The sequence below is a fragment of the Superficieibacter sp. genome, assembly GCF_032071645.1.
Lineage (GTDB): Bacteria > Pseudomonadota > Gammaproteobacteria > Enterobacterales > Enterobacteriaceae > Superficieibacter.
Map to the genome: position 1 here is coordinate 51878 of NZ_DAMAPU010000009.1, position 21718 is coordinate 73595.

Annotated in this window: 17 protein-coding genes; 11 read left to right on the plus strand and 6 right to left on the minus strand. The window is 54.0% G+C overall.

Annotated elements, in window-relative coordinates:
* The first annotated feature begins 3 nt into the window (after positions 1–3).
* From RT197_RS16030 to RT197_RS16045, 4 genes are all read left to right on the plus strand, one after another.
* The gene (locus RT197_RS16030; RefSeq protein ID WP_312952151.1) at positions 4–624 is read left to right on the plus strand and encodes a YfgM family protein; all 621 of its coding nucleotides are present in this window, start codon (positions 4–6) and stop codon (positions 622–624) included.
* A gap of 10 nt (positions 625–634) precedes the next feature.
* On the plus strand, positions 635–1813 hold the full coding sequence (bamB, locus tag RT197_RS16035) for an outer membrane protein assembly factor BamB (RefSeq protein WP_312952152.1): 1179 nt from the start codon (positions 635–637) through the stop codon (positions 1811–1813).
* Positions 1814–1901: 88 nt separating this feature from the next.
* Positions 1902–3377: a ribosome biogenesis GTPase Der gene (der, locus tag RT197_RS16040; protein ID WP_312952153.1), complete on the plus strand. Its 1476-nt coding sequence runs from the start codon at positions 1902–1904 to the stop codon at positions 3375–3377.
* A gap of 48 nt (positions 3378–3425) precedes the next feature.
* Positions 3426–3638 carry a zinc ribbon domain-containing protein gene (locus RT197_RS16045; RefSeq protein WP_312952154.1) on the plus strand — a complete coding sequence of 71 codons (213 nt, stop codon included), beginning with the start codon at positions 3426–3428 and terminating at the stop codon, positions 3636–3638.
* A 109-nt stretch (positions 3639–3747) separates the two neighbouring features.
* On the opposite strand, the gene xseA is transcribed toward RT197_RS16045, so the two are convergent.
* Positions 3748–5121 (minus strand): exodeoxyribonuclease VII large subunit, encoded by a 1374-nt coding sequence (gene xseA / locus RT197_RS16050; protein WP_312952155.1) that lies wholly within the window; start codon positions 5119–5121, stop codon positions 3748–3750.
* A 159-nt stretch (positions 5122–5280) separates the two neighbouring features.
* On the opposite strand from xseA, the gene guaB reads away from it, so the two are divergent.
* Positions 5281–6747 (plus strand): IMP dehydrogenase, encoded by a 1467-nt coding sequence (guaB, locus tag RT197_RS16055; RefSeq protein WP_312952156.1) that lies wholly within the window; start codon positions 5281–5283, stop codon positions 6745–6747.
* A 68-nt stretch (positions 6748–6815) separates the two neighbouring features.
* Positions 6816–8393 carry a glutamine-hydrolyzing GMP synthase gene (gene guaA, locus RT197_RS16060; protein WP_312952157.1) on the plus strand — a complete coding sequence of 526 codons (1578 nt, stop codon included), beginning with the start codon at positions 6816–6818 and terminating at the stop codon, positions 8391–8393.
* A 192-nt stretch (positions 8394–8585) separates the two neighbouring features.
* On the opposite strand, the gene RT197_RS16065 is transcribed toward guaA, so the two are convergent.
* Entirely contained in the window at positions 8586–8777 is a 192-nt protein-coding gene (locus RT197_RS16065; RefSeq protein WP_312952158.1) for a YfgG family protein, read from the minus strand.
* 361 nt (positions 8778–9138) lie between these two features.
* On the opposite strand from RT197_RS16065, the gene RT197_RS16070 reads away from it, so the two are divergent.
* Positions 9139–11412 (plus strand): EAL domain-containing protein, encoded by a 2274-nt coding sequence (locus tag RT197_RS16070; protein ID WP_312952159.1) that lies wholly within the window; start codon positions 9139–9141, stop codon positions 11410–11412.
* Here RT197_RS16070 and ppx read toward each other — a convergent pair.
* The 4 genes from ppx to purM all read right to left on the minus strand — a co-directional run bounded on the left by ppx (position 11388) and on the right by purM (position 16901).
* The gene (ppx, locus tag RT197_RS16075) at positions 11388–12914 is read right to left on the minus strand and encodes an exopolyphosphatase (RefSeq protein ID WP_312952160.1); all 1527 of its coding nucleotides are present in this window, start codon (positions 12912–12914) and stop codon (positions 11388–11390) included. The two genes, RT197_RS16070 and ppx, sit on opposite strands and share 25 nt — an antisense overlap.
* 3 nt (positions 12915–12917) lie before the next feature.
* The gene (gene ppk1, locus RT197_RS16080) at positions 12918–14978 is read right to left on the minus strand and encodes a polyphosphate kinase 1 (protein WP_312952161.1); all 2061 of its coding nucleotides are present in this window, start codon (positions 14976–14978) and stop codon (positions 12918–12920) included.
* A gap of 247 nt (positions 14979–15225) precedes the next feature.
* Positions 15226–15864 carry a phosphoribosylglycinamide formyltransferase gene (purN, locus tag RT197_RS16085; RefSeq protein ID WP_312952162.1) on the minus strand — a complete coding sequence of 213 codons (639 nt, stop codon included), beginning with the start codon at positions 15862–15864 and terminating at the stop codon, positions 15226–15228.
* The gene (gene purM / locus RT197_RS16090) at positions 15864–16901 is read right to left on the minus strand and encodes a phosphoribosylformylglycinamidine cyclo-ligase (protein WP_312952163.1); all 1038 of its coding nucleotides are present in this window, start codon (positions 16899–16901) and stop codon (positions 15864–15866) included. Before purM ends, purN begins: the two co-directional genes overlap by 1 nt.
* Positions 16902–17130: 229 nt before the next feature.
* Between purM and bglK the strand changes: the two genes are divergently transcribed.
* The 4 genes from bglK (at position 17131) to uraA (ending at position 21629) form a co-directional block, all read left to right on the plus strand.
* Complete coding sequence (bglK, locus tag RT197_RS16095; RefSeq protein ID WP_312952164.1) at positions 17131–18024, plus strand: beta-glucoside kinase BglK; 894 nt, start codon at positions 17131–17133, stop codon at positions 18022–18024.
* 10 nt (positions 18025–18034) lie between these two features.
* Positions 18035–19465, plus strand: a complete 1431-nt coding sequence (locus RT197_RS16100; RefSeq protein WP_312952165.1) for a 6-phospho-beta-glucosidase — start codon at positions 18035–18037, stop codon at positions 19463–19465.
* 173 nt (positions 19466–19638) lie between these two features.
* Entirely contained in the window at positions 19639–20265 is a 627-nt protein-coding gene (gene upp / locus RT197_RS16105) for a uracil phosphoribosyltransferase (RefSeq protein ID WP_312952166.1), read from the plus strand.
* Positions 20266–20348: 83 nt separating this feature from the next.
* Positions 20349–21629: a uracil permease gene (uraA, locus tag RT197_RS16110; RefSeq protein ID WP_312952167.1), complete on the plus strand. Its 1281-nt coding sequence runs from the start codon at positions 20349–20351 to the stop codon at positions 21627–21629.
* The last annotated feature ends 89 nt before the right edge of the window (positions 21630–21718 follow it).

Genomic DNA, 21718 nt, shown 5'->3' on the forward strand with positions numbered 1-21718 from the left:
TGCGTGGAAATCTACGAGAACGAACACGATCAGGTTGATGCGCTCAAGCGCTTCTTCGCTGAAAACGGCAAGGCGCTGGCCGTTGGGGTTATTTTGGGTATTGGCGCGCTGGTAGGCTGGCGCTACTGGACCAGCCATCAGGCTGATTCAGCCAAAACCTCATCGATGGCTTATGACAATACGGTCGCGGCGCTGAATGTGAATAAACCGGAAACGTTGACGACGGCGGAGAAATTCGCGGCGGACAATAAAAACGTCTACGGTGCCTTCACCTCCCTTGAGCTGGCGCAGCAGTACGTTGACAAAAACGAACTGGATAAAGCCGCTAAGCAACTGGAGCTGGGGCTTGCTGACGCCGCTGATGACAATCTGAAATCCGTCATTAGTATGCGTCTCGCCCGCGTGCAGCTTCAGCAGAAACAGGCCGACGCTGCCCTGAAAACGCTGGAAAATATCAAAGGCGAAGGCTGGACGGCTATTGTTGCCGATTTGCGCGGCGAAATTCTGCTTAGCAAAGGTGATAAAAAAGGCGCACACGCTGCATGGGAAGCGGGTGTGAAAAGCGACTCGTCGCCTGCGCTAAGTGAAATGATGCGCATGAAAATGAATAATTTGTCCATCTGAGAGGGACCCGATGCAATTGCGTAAATTACTTCTGCCCTGCGTGCTTTCAGCCACGTTATTAAGTGGTTGCTCACTGTTTAACGGCGAAGAAGACGTTGTGAAAATGTCTCCGTTGCCGCAGGTTGAAAATCAGTTCACGCCAAATACGGCGTGGGAAACCTCCGTGGGAAGCGGAATCGGCGAATTTTACTCCAACCTTCATCCGGCATTTGCTGATGGCGTCGTCTATGCCGCAGATCGTCACGGCACCGTGAAAGCGGTTAACGCGGACGACGGTAAAGAGGTCTGGAGCGTGAGTCTGGCGGAGAAAAAAGGCTGGTTTTCTTCCTCCGCAGCACAGCTTTCAGGCGGCGTGACGGTCAACGGCGGTCATGTCTATGTGGGAAGCGAAAAAGCGCAGGTTTACGCACTGAATACCAGCGATGGCTCGGTGGCCTGGCAGACCCGTGTTGCCGGTGAAGCGCTGTCCCGCCCGGTGGTCAGCGATGGCATGGTGCTAATCCATACCAGTAACGGTCAGCTTCAGGCGCTCAATGAGACCGACGGAGCAGTGAAATGGACCGTTAACCTTGATATGCCTGCGCTGTCGCTGCGTGGGGAATCCGCGCCGGTCACCGCGTTTGGTGCGGCTATCGTCGGGGGTGATAACGGTCGCGTCAGCGCGGTGCTGATGCAGCAGGGCCAGATGATTTGGCAGCAGCGTATTTCGCAGGCGACTGGCCCGACGGAAATCGACCGTCTGAGCGATGTCGATACGACCCCGATAGTGGTTGACGGTGTGGTTTATGCGCTGGCTTACAACGGTAATCTGACCGCGCTGGATCTGCGCAGCGGCCAGATTATGTGGAAACGCGAGCTTGGCTCGGTGAACGATTTCATTGTGGACGGTAATCATATTTATATCGTCGATCAGGACGACCGTTTGCTGGCGCTGACGACCGATGGCGGCGTGACGCAGTGGACGCAAAGCGATCTGCTGCATCGTAACCTGACCTCTCCGGCGCTGTATAATGGTTCATTAGTGGTTGGCGATAGCGAAGGCTACCTGCACTGGCTTAGCCCGGATGACGGTCACTTCGTGGCGCAGCAGAAGCTGGACAGCTCTGGCTTCCTGACGGAACCGGTTATCGCGGATGGCAAACTGCTGATCCAGGCGAAAGGCGGTTCGCTGTACGCTATTACGCGTTAATATCCGCGTGAAGTTATAAAATGGACGGCTCCTGTGACTACAGGAGCCGTTTGCTGTTTATAGAATTTGAGTAAAAGAGGCTTTAAACATGATACCTGTGGTCGCGCTGGTCGGACGCCCTAACGTCGGAAAATCCACACTTTTTAACCGCCTAACCCGCACTCGTGATGCGCTGGTGGCGGATTTCCCGGGGCTGACGCGTGACCGTAAGTACGGTCGTGCAGAAGTGGAAGGTCGTGAATTCATCTGTATTGATACCGGTGGGATTGACGGTACGGAAGAGGGCGTAGAAACCCGTATGGCCGAGCAGTCGCTGCTGGCCATTGAAGAAGCCGATGTGGTCCTTTTCATGGTCGATGCCCGCGCGGGCCTTATGCCTGCGGACGAAGGCATCGCCAAACATCTGCGTTCGCGTGAAAAGCCGACTTTCCTCGTCGCCAACAAAACCGATGGCATCGACCCGGATCAAGCTGTGGCCGATTTCTGGTCGCTCGGCTTAGGCGATATTCACGCGATTGCTGCCTCCCACGGTCGCGGTGTGGTCAGCCTGCTGGAACATGTCCTGCTGCCGTTCGTGGATGAAGTGAATCCGCCAGAAGAGGTGGACGAAGACGCCGAGTACTGGGCGAAATTTGAAGCTGAACAAAACGGTGAAGAAGCCGAAGAGCCAGAAGACGATTTCAATCCGCAGGACTTGCCGATCAAAATTGCCATTGTGGGTCGCCCGAACGTGGGTAAATCTACGCTGACTAACCGTATCCTCGGTGAAGAGCGCGTGGTGGTTTACGACATGCCCGGCACAACGCGTGACAGTATTTATATTCCGATGGAGCGTGATGAGCGTGAATATGTGCTCATTGATACCGCCGGGGTGCGCAAGCGCGGGAAAATCACCGATACCGTAGAAAAATTCTCGGTTATTAAAACGCTTCAGGCGATTGAAGATGCTAACGTCTGTCTGCTGGTCATTGATGCTCGCGAAGGTATTTCCGATCAGGATCTTTCGCTGCTGGGCTTTATCCTCAATAGCGGGCGCTCGCTGGTGATCGTGGTCAACAAGTGGGACGGCCTGAGCCAGGAAATCAGAGAGCAGGTGAAAGAGACGCTCGACTATCGTCTGGGCTTTATCGACTTTGCGCGGGTGCATTTTATTTCTGCACTGCACGGTAGCGGCGTCGGTAATCTGTTTGAATCTATCCGCGAAGCCTACGACAGCTCCACCCGTCGCGTCAGTACCGCGATGTTAACGCGGATCATGACCATGGCTTCTGAAGACCATCAGCCGCCGCTGGTGCGCGGACGCCGTGTGAAGCTGAAATATGCCCACGCCGGTGGCTATAACCCGCCTATCGTGGTGATCCACGGTAATCAGGTTAAAGATCTGCCAGATTCCTACAAGCGCTATTTGATGAACTACTTCCGTAAATCGCTGGACGTGATGGGCACGCCTATTCGTATCCAGTTCAAGGAAGGGGAGAACCCGTTCGCCAACAAGCGTAATACCCTGACGCCGAATCAGCTGCGTAAACGTAAGCGTTTGATTAAGCATCTCAAAAAAGGGTAATCATCATCATACGCCCTCCGCGCGGAGGGCGTTTTAGCTGGAGGTTTTATGTCACTCAACTGTCCGGTATGTCAGCAACCCGTTACGCAAACGGGCAACGAAGCGCACTGTGCATCCTGTAATCGCAACTTCCCCCTCATCGCCTGCTGCCCCGACTGCCATAAGCCGCTGGAAGTGTTGAAAGCCTGTGGCGCAGTCGATTACTTCTGCCAGCATGGCCACGGTTTAATTTCTAAAAAGCGGGTTGAATTTACGCTTTAAGCGGTAACCCTGTTTTTTCTGGTTATCGCGTAAAGCGAACCGGGCGGCACAAACGATGTGCCGTGCGGGAAAAAGGGGAAGCAAGCCGCAGAGGAAAGTGGATTTCAGGCTATTTGACTTTACGCGCGCGCGTTTTTTTCGCCGGGGTCACGGCGAGCACTTCACTCTCCACCCAGCCATCGTTCAGACGGGTATTAAGCCGATCGCCGGTTTTCACCTGTTTCGTTTGTTTCAGCACTTCGCCATCATGCGTTGCCGTGACGCTATAACCGCGCGCCAGCGTTGCCAGTGGGCTGACGGCTTCCAGATGCGTGACGGCATTACCAAAACGTTCGCGCGTGGCGCTCAGGCGGGCGCGAACAGTTTCCGTCAGGCGGAATTCAAGCTGCTGAATGCGCGAACCCGCCCGATGAATGCGCGGCTGCGGATTTTGCTGATCCAGACGGCGAAGCAGCGACGCCTGCCGCTGCGTAGTCCGCTTAAGCTGGTTTTCCACGGCTGAATTCATACGCTGGCGCAATCTCTCCAGCGCCGTCTGCTGGCGCGCCAGCCGGAGCTGCGGGTGCTGCTGTTGCAGTCGATGATGAAGCTGGGTAAAGCGCCGGTTACGGTTCGCCAGATAATAATCCATCGCCATCTCAAGGCGCTGCTGCGCCGACTGAACCTGACGCAATAGCTCCTGCTGATTACGGCTGACGATTTCCGCCGCCGCCGAAGGGGTAGGCGCACGCAAATCGGCGACAAAATCGGCAATGGTGACGTCCGTTTCGTGACCGACTGAGCTGACAATCGGGATGCGGCTGGCAAAAATCGCCCGCGCCACCCGCTCGTCGTTAAAGCTCCATAAATCTTCCAGCGAGCCGCCGCCGCGCCCCACAATCAGGACATCGCATTCCTGACGCTGGTTTGCCAGCGCAATAGCACGCACGATTTGCCCCGGGGCATCGTCGCCCTGAACGGCGGTGGGATAGATGATTACGGGCAGGGAGGGATCGCGACGCTTTAATACATGCAGAATGTCATGCAGCGCCGCGCCGGTTTTCGAGGTGATCACCCCAACGCAGTGAGCGGGGGAGGGCAACGGTTTTTTCTGCGCCTGATCGAATAAACCTTCCGCCTGAAGCTTAGTTTTTAGCTGCTCGTATTTTTGCTGAAGCAGCCCTTCACCGGCAGGCTGCATACTCTCAACGATAATCTGATAATCGCCGCGCGGCTCATACAGCGTAATATTGGCGCGTACCAGCACCTGCTGCCCGTGCTGTGGACGAAAATTAACGCGGCGGTTGCTGTTGCGAAACATCGCGCAGCGTACCTGGGCGGTGTCGTCTTTGAGCGTGAAATACCAGTGGCCGGAGGCGGGCTGGGTGAAATTTGAGATCTCACCGCTGATCCAGACCTGCCCCATTTCCTGCTCAAGCAGCAGGCGGACCGTCTGATTCAGGCGGCTAACAGTATAAATTGAGGGTGATTGCGCAGGTAACATGTGAGCGGGATCAAATTCTAAATCAGCAGGTTATTCAATCGATAGTAACCCGGTCAGCCGGGATCGCAAGCATTTTTCGCAAAAAAATGTAGAAGCAATCGGTTACGCTCTGTATAATGCCACGGCAATATTTAACCCACCAGGTCAGAGATATTGCCCATGCTACGTATTGCCAAAGAAGCATTGACGTTTGACGACGTCCTCCTCGTTCCCGCTCACTCCACCGTTTTGCCGAATACTGCCGACCTCAGCACGCAGCTGACGAAAACCATTCGTCTGAACATCCCTATGCTTTCCGCTGCGATGGATACCGTTACCGAAGCGCGTCTGGCGATTGCGCTGGCGCAGGAAGGCGGCATTGGCTTTATCCACAAAAACATGTCTATCGAGCGTCAGGCGGAAGAAGTGCGTCGCGTGAAGAAGCATGAATCCGGGGTGGTGAACGATCCCCAAACTGTCCTGCCGACGACCACGCTGCACGAAGTCAAAGCCCTGACCGAACGTAACGGTTTCGCCGGGTATCCGGTGGTGACGGAAGACAACGAACTGGTGGGGATTATTACCGGTCGTGACGTGCGCTTTGTAACTGATTTAAGCCAGCCGGTCAGCGTCTACATGACGCCGAAAGAACGCCTGGTGACCGTGCGTGAAGGTGAAACGCGTGAAGTGGTCTTTGCCAAAATGCACGAAAAACGCGTCGAAAAAGCGCTGGTGGTGGACGACAGTTTCCATCTGCTGGGCATGATCACCGTTAAAGATTTCCAGAAAGCCGAACGTAAACCGAACGCCTGTAAAGACGAACAGGGCCGCCTGCGCGTAGGTGCTGCGGTGGGTGCTGGCGCAGGCAACGAAGAGCGCGTTGATGCGCTGGTGGCAGCGGGCGTCGATGTGCTACTGATCGACTCCTCCCACGGTCACTCTGAAGGCGTGCTGCAACGCATCCGTGAAACCCGGGAAAAATACCCGGATCTGCAAATTATCGGCGGCAACGTGGCGACTGGCGCAGGCGCTCGTGCGCTGGCAGAAGCTGGTTGCAGCGCGGTGAAAGTTGGTATTGGCCCTGGCTCCATCTGTACTACCCGTATTGTGACCGGCGTGGGCGTGCCGCAGATCACCGCCGTTTCCGACGCGGTAGAGGCGCTGGAAGGCACCGGTATTCCGGTTATCGCTGACGGCGGCATCCGCTTCTCCGGCGACATTGCTAAAGCCATCGCCGCTGGCGCAAGCGCCGTGATGGTCGGTTCCATGCTCGCCGGGACCGAAGAATCTCCTGGCGAAATCGAGCTTTATCAGGGCCGCTCTTACAAATCCTATCGCGGGATGGGATCGCTCGGCGCGATGTCCAAAGGGTCTTCCGATCGTTACTTCCAGACCGACAACGCCGCCGACAAGCTGGTGCCGGAAGGGATCGAAGGCCGCGTGGCCTATAAAGGTTACCTGAAAGAGATTATCCACCAGCAGATGGGCGGCCTGCGTTCCTGTATGGGGCTGACCGGCTGTGGTACTATCGATTTGCTGCGTACCAAAGCGGAATTCGTGCGCATCAGCGGTGCGGGTATTCAGGAAAGCCACGTTCATGACGTGACCATTACCAAAGAGTCCCCGAACTACCGTATGGGTTCCTGATATTTTATCGCGCCTGGCATTATGCCGGGCGCGTTGTTTTTGTTTCACTTGCCTCGGAACACTCGTCAATGACCGACAATATTCACAAGCATCGCATTCTTATCCTCGACTTTGGCTCACAGTACACCCAACTGGTTGCACGTCGCGTGCGCGAACTGGGCGTGTACTGCGAGCTGTGGGCATGGGACGTCACGGAAGCACAAATCCGCGACTTCAACCCCAGCGGCATCATCCTCTCCGGCGGCCCGGAAAGCACCACGGAAGATAGCAGCCCGCGCGCGCCGCAGTACGTCTTTGAAGCAGGCGTGCCGGTACTCGGCGTCTGCTACGGTATGCAGACGATGGCCATGCAGCTGGGCGGTCACGTTCAGGGCTCGAACGAGCGTGAATTTGGCTACGCACAAGTTGAAGTCCAGACCGACAGCGCGCTGGTGCGTGGGATTGAAGACTCCCTGACCGCCGACGGCAAACCGCTGCTGGACGTGTGGATGAGCCACGGCGATAAAGTGACGGCGATCCCGTCTGACTTCGTCACCGTTGCCAGCACCGAAACCTGCCCGTTTGCAATTATGGCAAACGAAGAAAAACGCTTCTACGGTGTGCAGTTCCACCCGGAAGTGACCCACACCCGCCAGGGCCTGCGTATGCTGGAGCGCTTTGTGCGCGACATCTGCCAGTGCGAAGCACTGTGGACGCCAGCCAAAATTATCGATGATGCCGTGGCCCGCATCCGCGAGCAGGTGGGTTCTGATAAAGTGATCCTCGGTCTTTCCGGCGGCGTGGATTCCTCCGTCACCGCGATGCTGCTGCACCGCGCGATTGGCCCGCAGCTCACCTGCGTGTTTGTCGATAACGGCCTGCTGCGCCTCAACGAAGCCGAGCAGGTTATGGACATGTTTGGCGACCATTTCGGCCTGAACATTGTTCACGTTGAAGGCGAAGAGCGTTTCCTTTCCCAGCTTGCGGGCGAAAACGATCCTGAAGCAAAACGTAAAATCATCGGTCGCGTCTTCGTTGAAGTATTTGATGAAGAAGCGCTGAAGCTGGAAGACGTCAAATGGCTGGCGCAGGGCACCATCTACCCGGACGTGATTGAATCTGCCGCTTCCGCCACCGGCAAAGCGCACGTCATCAAATCTCATCACAACGTCGGCGGCCTGCCGAAAGAGATGAAAATGGGGCTGGTTGAACCGCTGCGTGAACTGTTCAAAGACGAAGTGCGCAAAATCGGCCTGGAACTGGGCCTGCCGTACGACATGCTCTACCGTCACCCGTTCCCTGGCCCAGGCCTCGGCGTGCGCGTGCTGGGTGAAGTGAAGAAAGAGTACTGCGACCTGCTGCGTCGTGCGGACGCTATCTTCATTGAAGAACTGCGCAAAGCAGACCTGTACAACAAAGTAAGTCAGGCGTTTACCGTCTTCCTGCCAGTGCGTTCCGTCGGCGTCATGGGTGATGGCCGTAAGTACGACTGGGTGGTGTCCCTGCGTGCCGTCGAAACCATCGACTTCATGACCGCCCACTGGGCGCACCTGCCGTATGATTTCCTGGGCCGGGTGTCCAACCGCATCATCAACGAAGTGAACGGGATTTCGCGGGTAGTGTATGACATCAGCGGCAAGCCACCGGCTACGATTGAGTGGGAATGATTTATCATCTGCCAGTCATTGGTATAACTCATACCTGATATCAAAACCCGCGTAATAGCGGGTTTTTTTATATGCAGGCGATACTCAGCGGCGAAGAAACCGTGAAGCGCATAATAAAATTATGACCTGAAGAAGATCGACCTGATACAAGCCTGGTCTGCTGAGGGACATAACGCGTGCAGGTTGCCGGACTTACTCTTTGGCGGACGGACTCATCGTGAGGCTGGACTGCTGAGACTGTTTTTTATCTTGATGATGCTGCCAGGCACCGATGGAGGAATAGACTAAGCGTCCGAAAAGGAAGAAGAAACTGATAAGCAGTACGATACGGGTCATGCGACTGTTAAATCGATGTCGGTTTCGCATACTGGTAACCTGACTCACAAATGGTCCTTTGAGGTATACCCACACATTGGGGCGATAAGCACATTAAGACACAGTGCAGGGCAAGGGTCAATTGAATGTGATGTAAAATTCTGTCAACCGACATATCATTTTTTGTTATGTAATATAATAAATCATTCACGCTAAAAATTAATGAATGCGACTAACGCTAATAAAAAGTAATAAATGATTAATGAGATAGCGATAATTGATGTATATCAAATATTGCTTGCCGTTAATAATTAAAATCTAAGCGTTATGTTGCGGAGGCATACTTCTTGCACCTCTCGTAACATTGTTCCCAGGTGGGATACCTGTCTGAAAATACCCCGCAGGATGCCGGGTTTTCTGCTGAGCATCTATGAAACTACGTCATACATACATTAAGTACAGAGATAAGTGGTGGGGGTTGCCCCTTTTTCTGCCTTCAATATTGTTGCCCGTATTAAATCTCGCGAACACTTACGCGCAAATCAGTTCGGGCACCGTCACGCTCTTTTATCTGCCATTAGCATTATTAATGAGTTCGATGGTTTTTTTTGGCTGGGCAGCGATACCGGGCATCATTATCGCTCTGTTTATTAGAAAGTTTGCTCTGGTAGGGCTTGCAGAAACGCTGGTTGTCATTGCCCACTTTTTTATTCCCGTCGTACTGGGATGGGGAGGGTATCGCGCATTCACCCCGCACCGAAGAAATATCTCACATGGCAATCCCCGTTTGATGACGCAACGAATACTGTGGCAGGTTATTTGTCCGGCAACGTTATTTTTGATCCTCTATCAAATGATTACCCTGGTAGGTTTTTATAAAACCAATCAGATTTTTTCCGGAGTAAATATATTTAGCCTGAATACATTAATTAATTATCAGGCATTGTTAGTGGGGAATTTAACCGGCATTCCGATGTGTTACTATCTTATTCGGGTGTTACGCAATCCGTTTTATCTTCGTTCTTATTTCTCCCAGCTTCGTCTACAGTTTGATCCGAAAGTTTCCAGGATAGAGATTGTCCTGTGGGCGGGGATATTCGGCCTGCTGATGATGCTGCTGTGCTTGCCCCTGAATAAAAACAGTTCCATTTTCAGCACTAACTACACCTTGTCGCTGCTGCTACCAGTGATGTTGTGGGGATCAATCCGCTATGGCTATCGGTTTATCTCGTTAATCTGGACGCCGCTGCTGATCATCTCAATCCATTATTATCATCGCTACATCCCGTTATCTTTAGGTTATGACACCCAACTGGCGATCGTTTCTTCCAGCTACTTAATCTATAGCTTTATTATTATTTTTATTTCCATGCTGGCGACCCAGCAACGCATTGTTCACCGCCGGGCGCGTCTTCTGGCGCTGCTGGACCCGGTGGTGCACCTGCCTAATTTGCGCGCGCTGAATCGTTCGCTGAATAACTTCCCGTGGTCAGTTATTTGCTTCTTGCGTATTCCCGAACTGGAACGACTGGGGCGTAATTATGGCATCATGATGCGTATCCAGTATAAGCAAACGCTGGCGAACTGGATCACTGCCAGGCTTGCGCCGGATGAGTGCGTTTATCAACTATCCGGCCACGATCTTGTTTTCCGGCTTAATACCGAAGCCTATCAGGATCGCATAGAAGAATTGGATCGCCATATTAAGCAGTTCCGCTTTAGCTGGGATGGTATGCGGCTTCAGCCGCAGGTCGGCATCAGCTATTGTTATGTGCGTTCTCCGGTAACGCATATTTATCTGCTGCTTGGTGAATTAAGCACCACCGCCGATCTTTCCCTGGCAACGAATCATCCAGAAAATCTGCAAAAGCGGTGTGCGATAAATCTTCAGCAGAATCTAAAAGATAAAGTTGCGCTAATGAATCGCCTGCAGCATGCCCTGGAAAACGATCAGTTCCGTTTAATGGCTCAGCCCATTGTTGGTGTGCGTGGGGATTCTTATCATGAGATTTTACTCAGGCTCATTGGCAATGAGGGGGAAATCATTAACCCCGACGAGTTTTTGCCGGTTGCCCATGAGTTTGGATTATCTTCACGTATCGATTTATGGGTGCTGGAAAATACCCTGCGCTTTATGGCGCGGCACCGCGAAGAACTGCCTGCGAGCCGCTTTGCGATTAATCTTGCGCCGTCAACGGTGTGCCGCGCGCACTTTCCGGCAGAGGTAAAACGGCTCCTCATTCAGTATCAGGTAGAAGCCTGGCAGCTGTTTTTCGAAGTCACCGAAAGTAATGCGCTATACAATATGGAGCAAGCCAACCAGACGCTGGCGCGGCTTCAGCAGATGGGCTGCCAGGTGGCGATCGACGATTTTGGCACCGGCTATGCCAGTTATGCCCGCCTGAAAAGCGTGGACGCTGATATTCTCAAAATTGACGGCAGTTTTATCCGTAATATTGTGTCTAACAGCATGGACTACCAGATTGTGGCTTCCATCTGCCATCTGGCACGCATGAAAAAAATGCGGATAGTGGCGGAATATGTTGAAACCGAGGAAGTCCGCAGTGCGGTAGTTTCACTCGGTATCGACTACCTGCAAGGGTATTTAATCGGCAAACCTGAGCCGCTGGATAATCTGCTGGCAAAGGCACCCAAAAAGGATGCCCAAAGCGCAGTGAGTCAGAGTGATTCTTCTTCTATCTGAAGTTGCCAGCCGGTAACGCTTTCCCAGTATTCCTGCTCTTTCTCAAGATCGAGCAGGACCAGCGCATTCTGGCTGAACCAGCCGTGTGGAAAGCGCAGCGTCCAGTGATTATCATCGGTTTTCAGCACCAGCGTGGGCGGCGTGGTGGTCGCCTGACGCTGGTTATTCAACAGCACGCCGAGGCGTAAAAGCTGCACCAGCGGCAGAAACTGCTTTTTCTTGAACAACGTGAAGCGGGGCAGATCGTCCGGCTTGATGGCCTTACGGTGATAGCGTACCAGCGTCGCCATCATCGTTTGCTGCTCCTGATTAAACCCAGGCAGATCGCTGTGCTGAAGGATATAGGCGGAATGACGATGCAACCCGCTGTGATTAATGTTCAGCCCGACCTCATGCAGCATCGCCGCCCATTTTAACAGCGCGGCAAGGTGCGGATTCTCCAGCTTCGGATTTTGCTCCTGCCACTGCTCAAACATGTGGGTGGTGGTTTCCAGCACGCGCCGGGCCTGATCGCGATCGATGTTGTACTGATTTGCAAGGCTTTGCGCCGTGCGGCTACGAATGTCCTGATGACGGAAGCGGCCTTCCATTTCATACAGTACGCCTTCGCGTAACGCCCCATCGGAAAGGCGCAGTTCTTTAATCCCCAGCGCATCAAAAACGCCGCAGAGGATCGCCAGCCCCGGAACGAAAACTGCTTTACGCTCTTCCGATAATCCCGGCAGGCTCAGCGCATCAAAGTTTTTGTATTGCAGCACCGATTCCACCAGCCGTTGGAGACGTTCCGGGTTGATGAAGCCGTCCCGCTCACCCATTTCGACGATGACTTCATGCGCCGCTTTAATGCTGCCGGACGCGCCCATTGCCACGTTCCAGCCCTGAATGCGATATTGCCAGGTCAGGGTCTCCAGCTTCTGGATCGCCGCCATGCGGGCGCGCTGGAAGTTTTCCCGGCTAATGACACCGCCGGGGAAAAAAGTCTGTGCGAAGCTGACGCAGCCCATCCGTCGGCTTTCGACGAGGATCGGCTCAAAATTCTCTCCGATCACCAGTTCTGTGGAGCCGCCGCCGATATCAATCACCAGCTTGCGTCCCTTTTCCGGCTGCGTGTGCTCGACGCCCATAAAAATCAGCCGCGCTTCTTCATTCCCGGAGATGATCTCGATGGGGTAGGGGATCACCTGCTCGGCACGCTTTAAAAATTCGGAAGCGTTCAGCGCCTGGCGCAGGGTATGCGTGCCGACAATGCAGACGCTGGAGGCGGAAAACCCCTGCAAACGTTCGGCAAATAAAGACAGGCAGGCCAGCCCGCGCTCCATCGCCTCTTCGCTCAGCTGGCTGTTCTCATCCAGCCCGTCGGCCAGATGAACCCGCTGCTTCAGGCGGCCAATAATCTGCATTGCGCCATCCACTTCGCGGGCAATGACCATATGAAAGCTGTTTGATCCCAGATCGACCGCCGCAAACTCCTGCGGGCGCGGGCTATTATCGTGTATTGGCATAGATTATTCAGGCTGCTCAAGGGATTTGAGATAGTCGTATATCGCTGTCTGGGCGCGCACCTTGCGGCGATTGCCGCGCTGCACGTAGCGATTACTCAGTTCTTTATCAACGAAGCGTGCTTTGACGGTATCGCTGAACAGAATATCAATAATGTCCAGGATCCGCTGCTTAAGACGTGGGTCAAGAAGCGGTGCGGCCACTTCGATGCGGTAATCAATGTTACGTGTCATCCAGTCAGCAGATGAAAGGTAAACGTTTTTATTGCCGCCGTTTTCGAAAATATAGATCCGGTCATGCTCAAGGAAGCGATCAACAATGCTGATCGCCCGGATATTATCGCTGATGCCTTCCAGTTCCGGGATCAGCGAGCACATCCCACGGATCAGCAGATTCACCGGAACGCCCGAACTGGACGCGGCGTAGAGGCGATCGACCAGGCCTTTATCGACCAGGTTATTAAGCTTCAGCGTAATGCCGGAAGGCTTACCGTTCTGGGCGTTGGCAATCTCTTTATCGATCATGTCATACAGCAGGCGGCGCGAGTTCTGCGGCGATACCAGCAGGTAGTCGAAGTTCACCGGACGGTACGGGTTTTCAATGAAATTAAATACCCGACGTACTTCATTGGTGATACGCGCATCGGCGGTCAGCAGGGAATAATCGGTATAAAGACGCGCGGTTTTTTCGTTAAAGTTACCGGTGCCGATATGCGCATAGCGCACCACCTCGTCACCTTCTTTACGCGAAACCAGAAACAGCTTGGCGTGGATCTTCAGCCCCGGCGCGGAGAAAATCACGTGGACTCCGGCTTCGGTCAGACGTTTCGCCCAGTGAATATTGGCCTCTTCGTCAAAGCGTGCCTGCAACTCAACTACCACAGTAACTTTTTTGCCGTTGTAGGCCGCGTGGATCATTGAGTCGATAATGCGCGAGTCTTTCGCCACGCGATAAATATTGATTTTGATCGCCAGCACGTTCGGATCGAACGACGCCTGGCGCAGCAGTTCCAGCACGTGCTCAAACGTATGATAAGGATAATACAGCAGCACGTCGCGCTCGCGGATGGCGTCGAAACCGTTGCGGAACTTGTCAAACCACAAGTGGCGCAGGCGCGGCATGGGTTTATTGACCAGATTGGCTTTGCCAACATTCGGGAAACCAATGAAATCCTTGAAGTTATGATAGCGACCGCCCGGTACGATAGAGTCGTAACGGGAAATCGTCAGCTTCTCACGCAGCATTTCGACGATGGTATCCGGCATATCGCGCTGGTAAACAAAGCGCACCGGCTCAGCGGTCAGGCGCTGCTTGAGGCTGGAAGACATCAGCTCCATCAGGCTTGATTCCATCTCGTGCACCAGATCGTACTCGGCATCACGGGTCATTTTCATGGAATAAGCGTTCAGGGTATCGTAATCGAAAAAGCCCTGAAAAATGTCATCCAGACAGTAGCGCAGAATATTATCCAGCAGGATCATCGGCTTGCGACGGCGCGGCGCTTCCGGTGGCAGATTGACAAAGCGCGGGACTTTATCTGAAGGGATTTCCAGCAGCGCATAGCGAATAGTGTCGCCGCGAATAATTTCCACCGCCAGATAGGTGTAATCATCCTTCAGAAAGTTAACCAGATTGGTTTCGCGGTTGATGAGCGTCGGAATGACGTGCTGGCGCAACTGGTGTTTGAAGTAGTGACGCAGCCAGTTTTGTTGATTCACGGAGAGCTGGCGTTCGTTTATCAGGAAAATCTGGTTACGGGCCATCTCCAGCAACAGCTCATTATAGAGGCTGTCAAATTCCTGGTCAGCCTTCAGGACCCGCGACTGGATTTTTCCCAGCAGATGCCGCGAGCTGGTCGGTATTCCCTGTTCTTCGCTGATGATAATTCGCCGTTTTAACTCGGCAAAGCGCACTTTGTAGAATTCATCAAGGTTATTCGAATAGATCCCCAGGAACCGCATACGCTCAATCAGCGGGTTGCTTTTGTCCGCCGCTTCCTGAAGCACGCGCTCGTTAAAGGATAACCAGCTCAACTCTTTTTCGATGTATAACTTTTCCTGACCCATTCCCACCTGTACTCCATTTCTTATCGGGCTCAGCCTACTACAGGAGCTTAACATAAAGAATTAACGCTCTGGAGCCTCTTACCCTGGCTAGCGTTTATCAGGGAAAGACAGCGCCCTCAGAGTGCCGTTTTAGTATGACAGTTATTCAACCATATTGAAGAAATTAACGATGGCGACACTGAATGTTGATGATTACGGAGAATAAAAAATTAACGCTTCCTGACGAAGCGTTAATTTACTGATGAGATTAGTCGGCGGCGTAACCTTGTGCCGGGAGAGGGCGACCGTCCAGCCAGGCGGCGTTATCACGCATCTCAAGACGGCCCGCGATAAACCAGCCAATGACCAGCGGATAAATATCATGCTCCTGACTTTGCACGCGGGCGGTGATGTCTTCTTCATTGTCTCCGGCGAAAACCGGCACGCTGGCCTGGAGAATAACCGGTCCGCCGTCCAGCTCGTCGGTAACAAAATGAACGGAGGTGCCGTGGACTTCATCGCCGTTATCCAGCACCTGGCGGTGGGTATTAAGACCCGGATATTTCGGCAGCAGGGAAGGATGAATATTTAACAGACGCCCCTGATAGTGAGCGACGAATTCAGGGCTGAGGATGCGCATGTAGCCCGCCAGCACCACTACATCAGGCGCGTAAGCGTCAATTTCCAGCATCAGTTCGCGGTCAAAAGCCTCACGGCTGGCAAACTGGCTGGCAGTCAGCGCATGCGCAGGAATACCCGCGTTGCGCGCACGTTCAAGGCCGAACGCATCGGCCTTGTTACTGAAGACTGCACGCAGCGTGCCGCCGATCTTTTTCTGATTGCAGGCATCAATAATCGCCTGCAGGTTACTGCCGTTGCCGGAGATCAGCACCACGATATTTTTCATTACTCAATAACCACGCGCTCGTCGGAATCGGAGGCTTTGATCATACCGATTTTCCACGCGTTTTCACCCAGCTTGTTGAGCAGGGAAATGGCTTTTTCCGCTTCCGCCGCCGGAAGCGCGACGATCATACCGACGCCGCAGTTAAAGGTGCGGTACATTTCATGACGGCTGACGTTACCCGCGCTTTGCATCCAGTCGAAAATCGCTGGCCACTGCCAGGACGATTCGTCAATAACGGCCTGGGTGTTGTCCGGCAGTACGCGCGGGATGTTTTCCCAGAAGCCGCCGCCGGTCAGATGCGCAATGGCGTGAACGTCGACCTGCTCAATCAGCGAGAGGATCGATTTCACGTAAATACGGGTCGGGGCCAGCAGGTGATCAGCAAGCGTTTTGCCGTCGAGATCGGTGGTCAGCGGATCGCAGCCGCTGACTTCAACAATTTTGCGTACCAGCGAGTAGCCGTTGGAGTGCGGGCCGCTGGACGCCAGCGCCAGCAGCACGTCGCCGTCGGCCACTTTGCTACCGTCAATGATGTCTGATTTTTCTACCACTCCAACGCAGAAACCCGCCACGTCGTAATCTTCACCGTGATACATGCCCGGCATTTCGGCGGTTTCGCCGCCAACCAGCGCGCAGCCGGATTGCAGGCAGCCTTCGGCGATGCCGCTAATCACGCTGGCAGCGGTATCAACGTCTAGTTTGCCGGTCGCGTAGTAATCGAGGAAGAACAGCGGCTCGGCACCCTGAACCACCAGATCGTTAACGCACATGGCGACCAGATCGATACCGATGGTGTCGTGACGTTTGAGATCCATCGCCAGGCGCAGTTTGGTGCCGACGCCGTCGGTGCCGGAAACCAGAATCGGCTCACGATACTTCTGCGGCAGGGCACACAGCGCGCCAAAGCCGCCCAGACCGCCCATCACTTCCGGGCGACGGGTTTTCTTTACCACACCCTTGATTCGGTCGACCAGAGCGTTACCCGCATCAATATCAACACCGGCATCTTTATAGCTAAGAGAGGTTTTATCGGTCACTGCAAAGTCCCCACGCATTTGCGATAGAAATAAAATCGGCGCAATTCTAACAGGGAAAGCAAACGTTTGCGAGCCTGCTTTAGTCCTGGCGTTTAATCAACGCGGATCCGACAAATTTGATACCGTTCACGAAAATGAAACCGGGTACATACTTGTGCTTGCCTCGACCCGAAGGAGTGCTCATCATGCCACTGAAACCGGTTTCTGTTTTCAGGGAGGGACGAAGAGGATGAACATTGCCGCATTTGATATCGGCGGTACAGCCTTAAAAATGGGCGTTGTCACCAGTGCAGGCGAACTGCGGGTGAAGGGCAAAGAAACAATCAATCACAGCGACGGCGACCAGATCCTGCAAGCGATGCAGACGTGGATAGCCGCTCACCCGGAATGTGAAGGTGTGGCGATCAGCGCGCCGGGCTATATCAATCCGCACACCGGCTTTATCGAAAAGGGCGGCGCGATCCACAAATTCGATGACTTCGCGATTAAAGCCTGGCTGGAGGCGCGTACCCGGCTGCCGGTCGCCATTGAAAACGACGCTAATTGCGTCCTTCTGGCCGAACGCTGGCAGGGTAAGGCCGCAGAGCTGACCAACTTTCTGGTGATGACTATCGGCACCGGTATCGGCGGCGCGGTGTTCTGCAATAACCAACTGCTGCACGGCGCGCATTTTCGCGGCGGTGAGTTCGGCTATATGTTTACCGAGCGCCCCGGTCCCCGCGACGTTACCCGCTACACCATGAATTCAACCTGCACTCTGCGCGTGCTGCGCTGTCGCTACGCCGAACACGTCGGCAAAGCGCTGGAAGAGGTGTCCGGCGAAGAGATTTTCGACCGCTTTGACGCGGGCGACGCCGTCTGCCAGCGGCTGGTCGGTGAGTTTTTCAACGGACTGGGCGCTGGCCTTTATAACCTCGTTAACGTCTTTGATCCGCAGGTCATTTTACTCGGCGGCGGCATCGTTGAACGTCCGGGTTTCCTGCAACTTATGCGCGACCAGATGGCCTGGTTTGGCATTAAAAATCAAATTGATACCGTCAGCAGCGGCAATGACGCCGGTCTGATTGGCGCGGTCTGGCATTTTAATCAGCAATACCGGTCGCAAAACAGCGACCATTCATGAGGGAGAGAACATGTCTGGATTTAAAGAAGGTTTTCTGTGGGGCGGTGCGGTCGCAGCGCATCAGCTGGAAGGCGGCTGGAATGAAGGCGGTAAAGGCGCGAGCGTCGCGGACGTAATGACCGCTGGCGCGCACGGTGTGGCGCGTGAAATTACCGACGGCGTGCTGCCAGGGAAAAACTACCCTAATCATGAGGCGATCGATTTTTACCATCGCTATAAAGACGATATTAAGCTGTTTGCCGAAATGGGCTTCAAATGTTTCCGTACCTCCATTGCCTGGACGCGTATCTTCCCGAAAGGCGACGAGCAGGAACCAAACGAAGCCGGGTTACAGTTCTATGACGATCTGTTTGATGAATGCCTGAAGTACGGCATTGAACCGGTGATTACGCTTTCGCATTTCGAGATGCCGTATCATCTGGTGAAAGAATACGGCGGCTGGCGTAACCGTAAACTTATTGATTTCTTTGTCCGCTTCGCGAAGGTCGTTTTCACGCGCTACCAGCATAAAGTGAAATACTGGATGACCTTTAACGAAATCAACAACCAGGCTAACTATCACGAAGATTTCGCGCCGTTCACTAACTCCGGTCTGAAATATCAGGAGGGTGAAGATCGTGAGCCGGTAATGTACCAGGCGGCGCATTATGAACTGGTCGCCAGCGCGCTGGCCGTAAAAGCGGCGAAAGAAATTAACCCGTCGCTGCTGGTGGGCTGCATGATCGCCATGTGCCCGATTTATCCGCTCAGCTGCGCGCCGAACGACATGATGATGGCGATGAACGCCATGCATCGCCGTTACTGGTTTACCGATGTTCACGTGCGCGGTAAATATCCGCAGCACCTGCTGAACTACTTTGACCGTCGCGGCTTTACATTCGACATCACCGACGAAGACCGGGCGGCGCTGGCGCAGGGCTGCGTGGATTACATCGGCTTTAGCTACTATATGTCGTTCGCCACTCAGGCCACGGCGGATAACCCGCAGCTTGATTACAACGAGACGACAAGCCTGGTGTCCAACCCGCACGTGCAGAAATCCGACTGGGGCTGGCAGATCGATCCGGTGGGCATTCGCTACGCGCTGAACTGGTTCTGGGATCACTACCAGCTGCCGATGTTTATCGTCGAAAACGGTTTTGGCGCTATTGACGTGCTGGAGAGCGACGGTACGGTCAACGATCAGTATCGCATCGACTATCTCTCAGCCCACATCGCTGAAATGAAAAAAGCGGTGCTGGAAGACGGCGTGGATTTGATGGGCTACACCCCGTGGGGCTGTATCGACCTGGTTTCTGCTGGCACCGGCGAGATGAAAAAACGCTACGGCTTTATCTACGTTGATAAAGACAACGAAGGTAACGGCACCCTGGCGCGCAGCCGGAAAAAATCCTTCGCCTGGTATCAGAAGGTCATTTCCTCTAACGGCGCGGAACTTTAAGTTCCGGCTGTAAACCCCGCTTCGGCGGGGTTTTTTTTGCTTAATATTCAAACGGTAAAATGATTCAGACAGGTTCTGTTGATTTTGGTCAAATATATTGGGTATGGCGCAACAGAAAAAAAGCGGTATAATCCGGCGATTTTTTTGTGGCTACCCCTCAAAGGAGAAAGAGAATGAAGATCGTTGAAGTGAAGCACCCACTCGTCAAACACAAGCTGGGCCTGATGCGCGAGCATGACATCAGCACAAAACGCTTTCGTGAACTCGCCTCGGAGGTCGGTAGCCTGCTGACCTATGAAGCCACCGCAGGGCTGGAAACTGAAAAGGTTACTATTGAAGGCTGGAACGGCCCGGTAGAAGTTGACCAGATCAAAGGTAAAAAAATCACCGTGGTGCCTATTCTGCGCGCCGGTCTGGGAATGATGGAAGGGGTACTGGAGAACGTGCCGAGCGCGCGTATCAGCGTCGTCGGTATGTACCGCAATGAAGAAACTCTCGAGCCGGTGCCTTACTTCCAGAAACTGGTTTCTAATATCGACGAGCGCATGGCGCTGATCGTTGACCCAATGCTGGCAACCGGCGGTTCAGTTATCGCCACCATCGACCTGCTGAAAAACGCGGGTTGTAGCAGCATTAAAGTGCTGGTGCTGGTCGCCGCGCCGGAAGGCATTGCCGCGCTTGAGAAAGCGCATCCTGACGTGGAGCTTTACACGGCTTCCATCGACCAGGGGCTTAACGAGCACGGATACATCATTCCGGGCCTCGGCGATGCCGGTGACAAAATCTTTGGTACGAAATAAACGAATAAATAAAAAGAGCCGACTTTGATAGTCGGCTTTTTTTTGAATGCAATAACCCACAACAACACTCAGAGGAAATAACTATGACGCGCCGTGCTATCGGGGTGAGTGAAAGACCGCCGCTTTTACAGACAATCCCGCTTAGTTTGCAGCATCTGTTTGCCATGTTTGGCGCAACGGTGCTGGTGCCCATCCTGTTTCACATCAACCCGGCCACCGTGCTGCTGTTTAATGGTATCGGGACGCTGCTGTATCTCTTCATCTGCAAGGGGAAAATTCCGGCCTATCTCGGTTCAAGTTTTGCATTCATTTCGCCGGTGCTGCTGCTGTTACCGTTGGGTTATGAAGTGGCGCTGGGTGGATTCATCATGTGCGGCGTTTTGTTCTGCCTGGTGGCGCTGATCGTCAAGAAAGCGGGCACCGGCTGGCTGGACGTCATGTTTCCCCCGGCGGCGATGGGGGCAATCGTTGCCGTCATCGGTCTTGAACTGGCGGGCGTGGCGGCGAACATGGCGGGGCTACTGCCTGCGGACGGGCAATCAGCCGATTCCACCACGGTGCTGATTTCAATGGTTACGCTGGCGGTGACCGTATTTGGTTCAGTCCTGTTTCGCGGCTTCCTGGCGATCATTCCTATTCTGATTGGTGTGCTGGCAGGCTACGCGCTCTCTTTTGCGCTGGGCGTTGTCGATACCACACCCATTGCCCACGCGCACTGGTTCGCGTTGCCGACCTTCTACACTCCGCGTTTTGAATGGTTTGCTATCTTCACGATCCTGCCTGCGGCGCTGGTGGTCATCGCCGAACACGTCGGGCATCTGGTGGTCACAGCCAACATTGTAAAACGCGATTTAATCCGCGATCCGGGCCTGCACCGCTCGATGTTTGCTAACGGGCTGTCCACTATTTTCTCCGGCTTCTTTGGCTCCACGCCCAATACCACCTACGGTGAAAACATCGGCGTAATGGCGATCACCCGCGTTTACAGTACCTGGGTTATCGGCGGGGCGGCGATTATCGCGATCCTGCTCTCCTGCGTCGGCAAACTGGCGGCGGCTATTCAGATCATCCCGGTGCCGGTAATGGGCGGCGTTTCGCTGCTGCTGTACGGGGTGATTGGCGCATCCGGTATTCGCGTGCTGATTGAATCGAAAGTCGATTACAGCAAAGCGCAAAACCTGATCCTCACGTCGGTGATCCTGATCATCGGGGTCAGCGGGGCGAAAGTTCACATCGGGGCGGCGGAACTGAAAGGCATGGCGCTGGCGACCATTGTTGGCGTTGGACTTAGCCTGATCTTCAAAGTAATCAGCCTGCTGCGCCCGGAAGAAACGATCCTCGATGCTAAAGACGGCGAGGCGTAAACCTGGCGACCGGGTGGCGATCCACCCGGTTCTCTCCGCGCGTGATTTTGTGATAAACTCATCGCGATTTTAGCAAGCCCAGACTGAGG

Bases quoted from the DNA above. Each gene is read 5' to 3' on its own strand.
- bamB (WP_312952152.1), top strand. From the start codon at position 635: ATGCAATTGCGTAAATTACTTCTGCCCTGCGTGCTTTCAGCCACGTTA.
- der (WP_312952153.1), top strand. From the start codon at position 1,902: ATGATACCTGTGGTCGCGCTGGTCGGACGCCCTAACGTCGGAAAATCC.
- RT197_RS16045 (WP_312952154.1), top strand. From the start codon at position 3,426: ATGTCACTCAACTGTCCGGTATGTCAGCAACCCGTTACGCAAACGGGC.
- xseA (WP_312952155.1), bottom strand. From the start codon at position 5,121: ATGTTACCTGCGCAATCACCCTCAATTTATACTGTTAGCCGCCTGAAT.
- guaB (WP_312952156.1), top strand. From the start codon at position 5,281: ATGCTACGTATTGCCAAAGAAGCATTGACGTTTGACGACGTCCTCCTC.
- guaA (WP_312952157.1), top strand. From the start codon at position 6,816: ATGACCGACAATATTCACAAGCATCGCATTCTTATCCTCGACTTTGGC.
- RT197_RS16070 (WP_312952159.1), top strand. From the start codon at position 9,139: ATGAAACTACGTCATACATACATTAAGTACAGAGATAAGTGGTGGGGG.
- ppx (WP_312952160.1), bottom strand. From the start codon at position 12,914: ATGCCAATACACGATAATAGCCCGCGCCCGCAGGAGTTTGCGGCGGTC.
- ppk1 (WP_312952161.1), bottom strand. From the start codon at position 14,978: ATGGGTCAGGAAAAGTTATACATCGAAAAAGAGTTGAGCTGGTTATCC.
- purN (WP_312952162.1), bottom strand. From the start codon at position 15,864: ATGAAAAATATCGTGGTGCTGATCTCCGGCAACGGCAGTAACCTGCAG.
- bglK (WP_312952164.1), top strand. From the start codon at position 17,131: ATGAACATTGCCGCATTTGATATCGGCGGTACAGCCTTAAAAATGGGC.
- RT197_RS16100 (WP_312952165.1), top strand. From the start codon at position 18,035: ATGTCTGGATTTAAAGAAGGTTTTCTGTGGGGCGGTGCGGTCGCAGCG.
- upp (WP_312952166.1), top strand. From the start codon at position 19,639: ATGAAGATCGTTGAAGTGAAGCACCCACTCGTCAAACACAAGCTGGGC.
- uraA (WP_312952167.1), top strand. From the start codon at position 20,349: ATGACGCGCCGTGCTATCGGGGTGAGTGAAAGACCGCCGCTTTTACAG.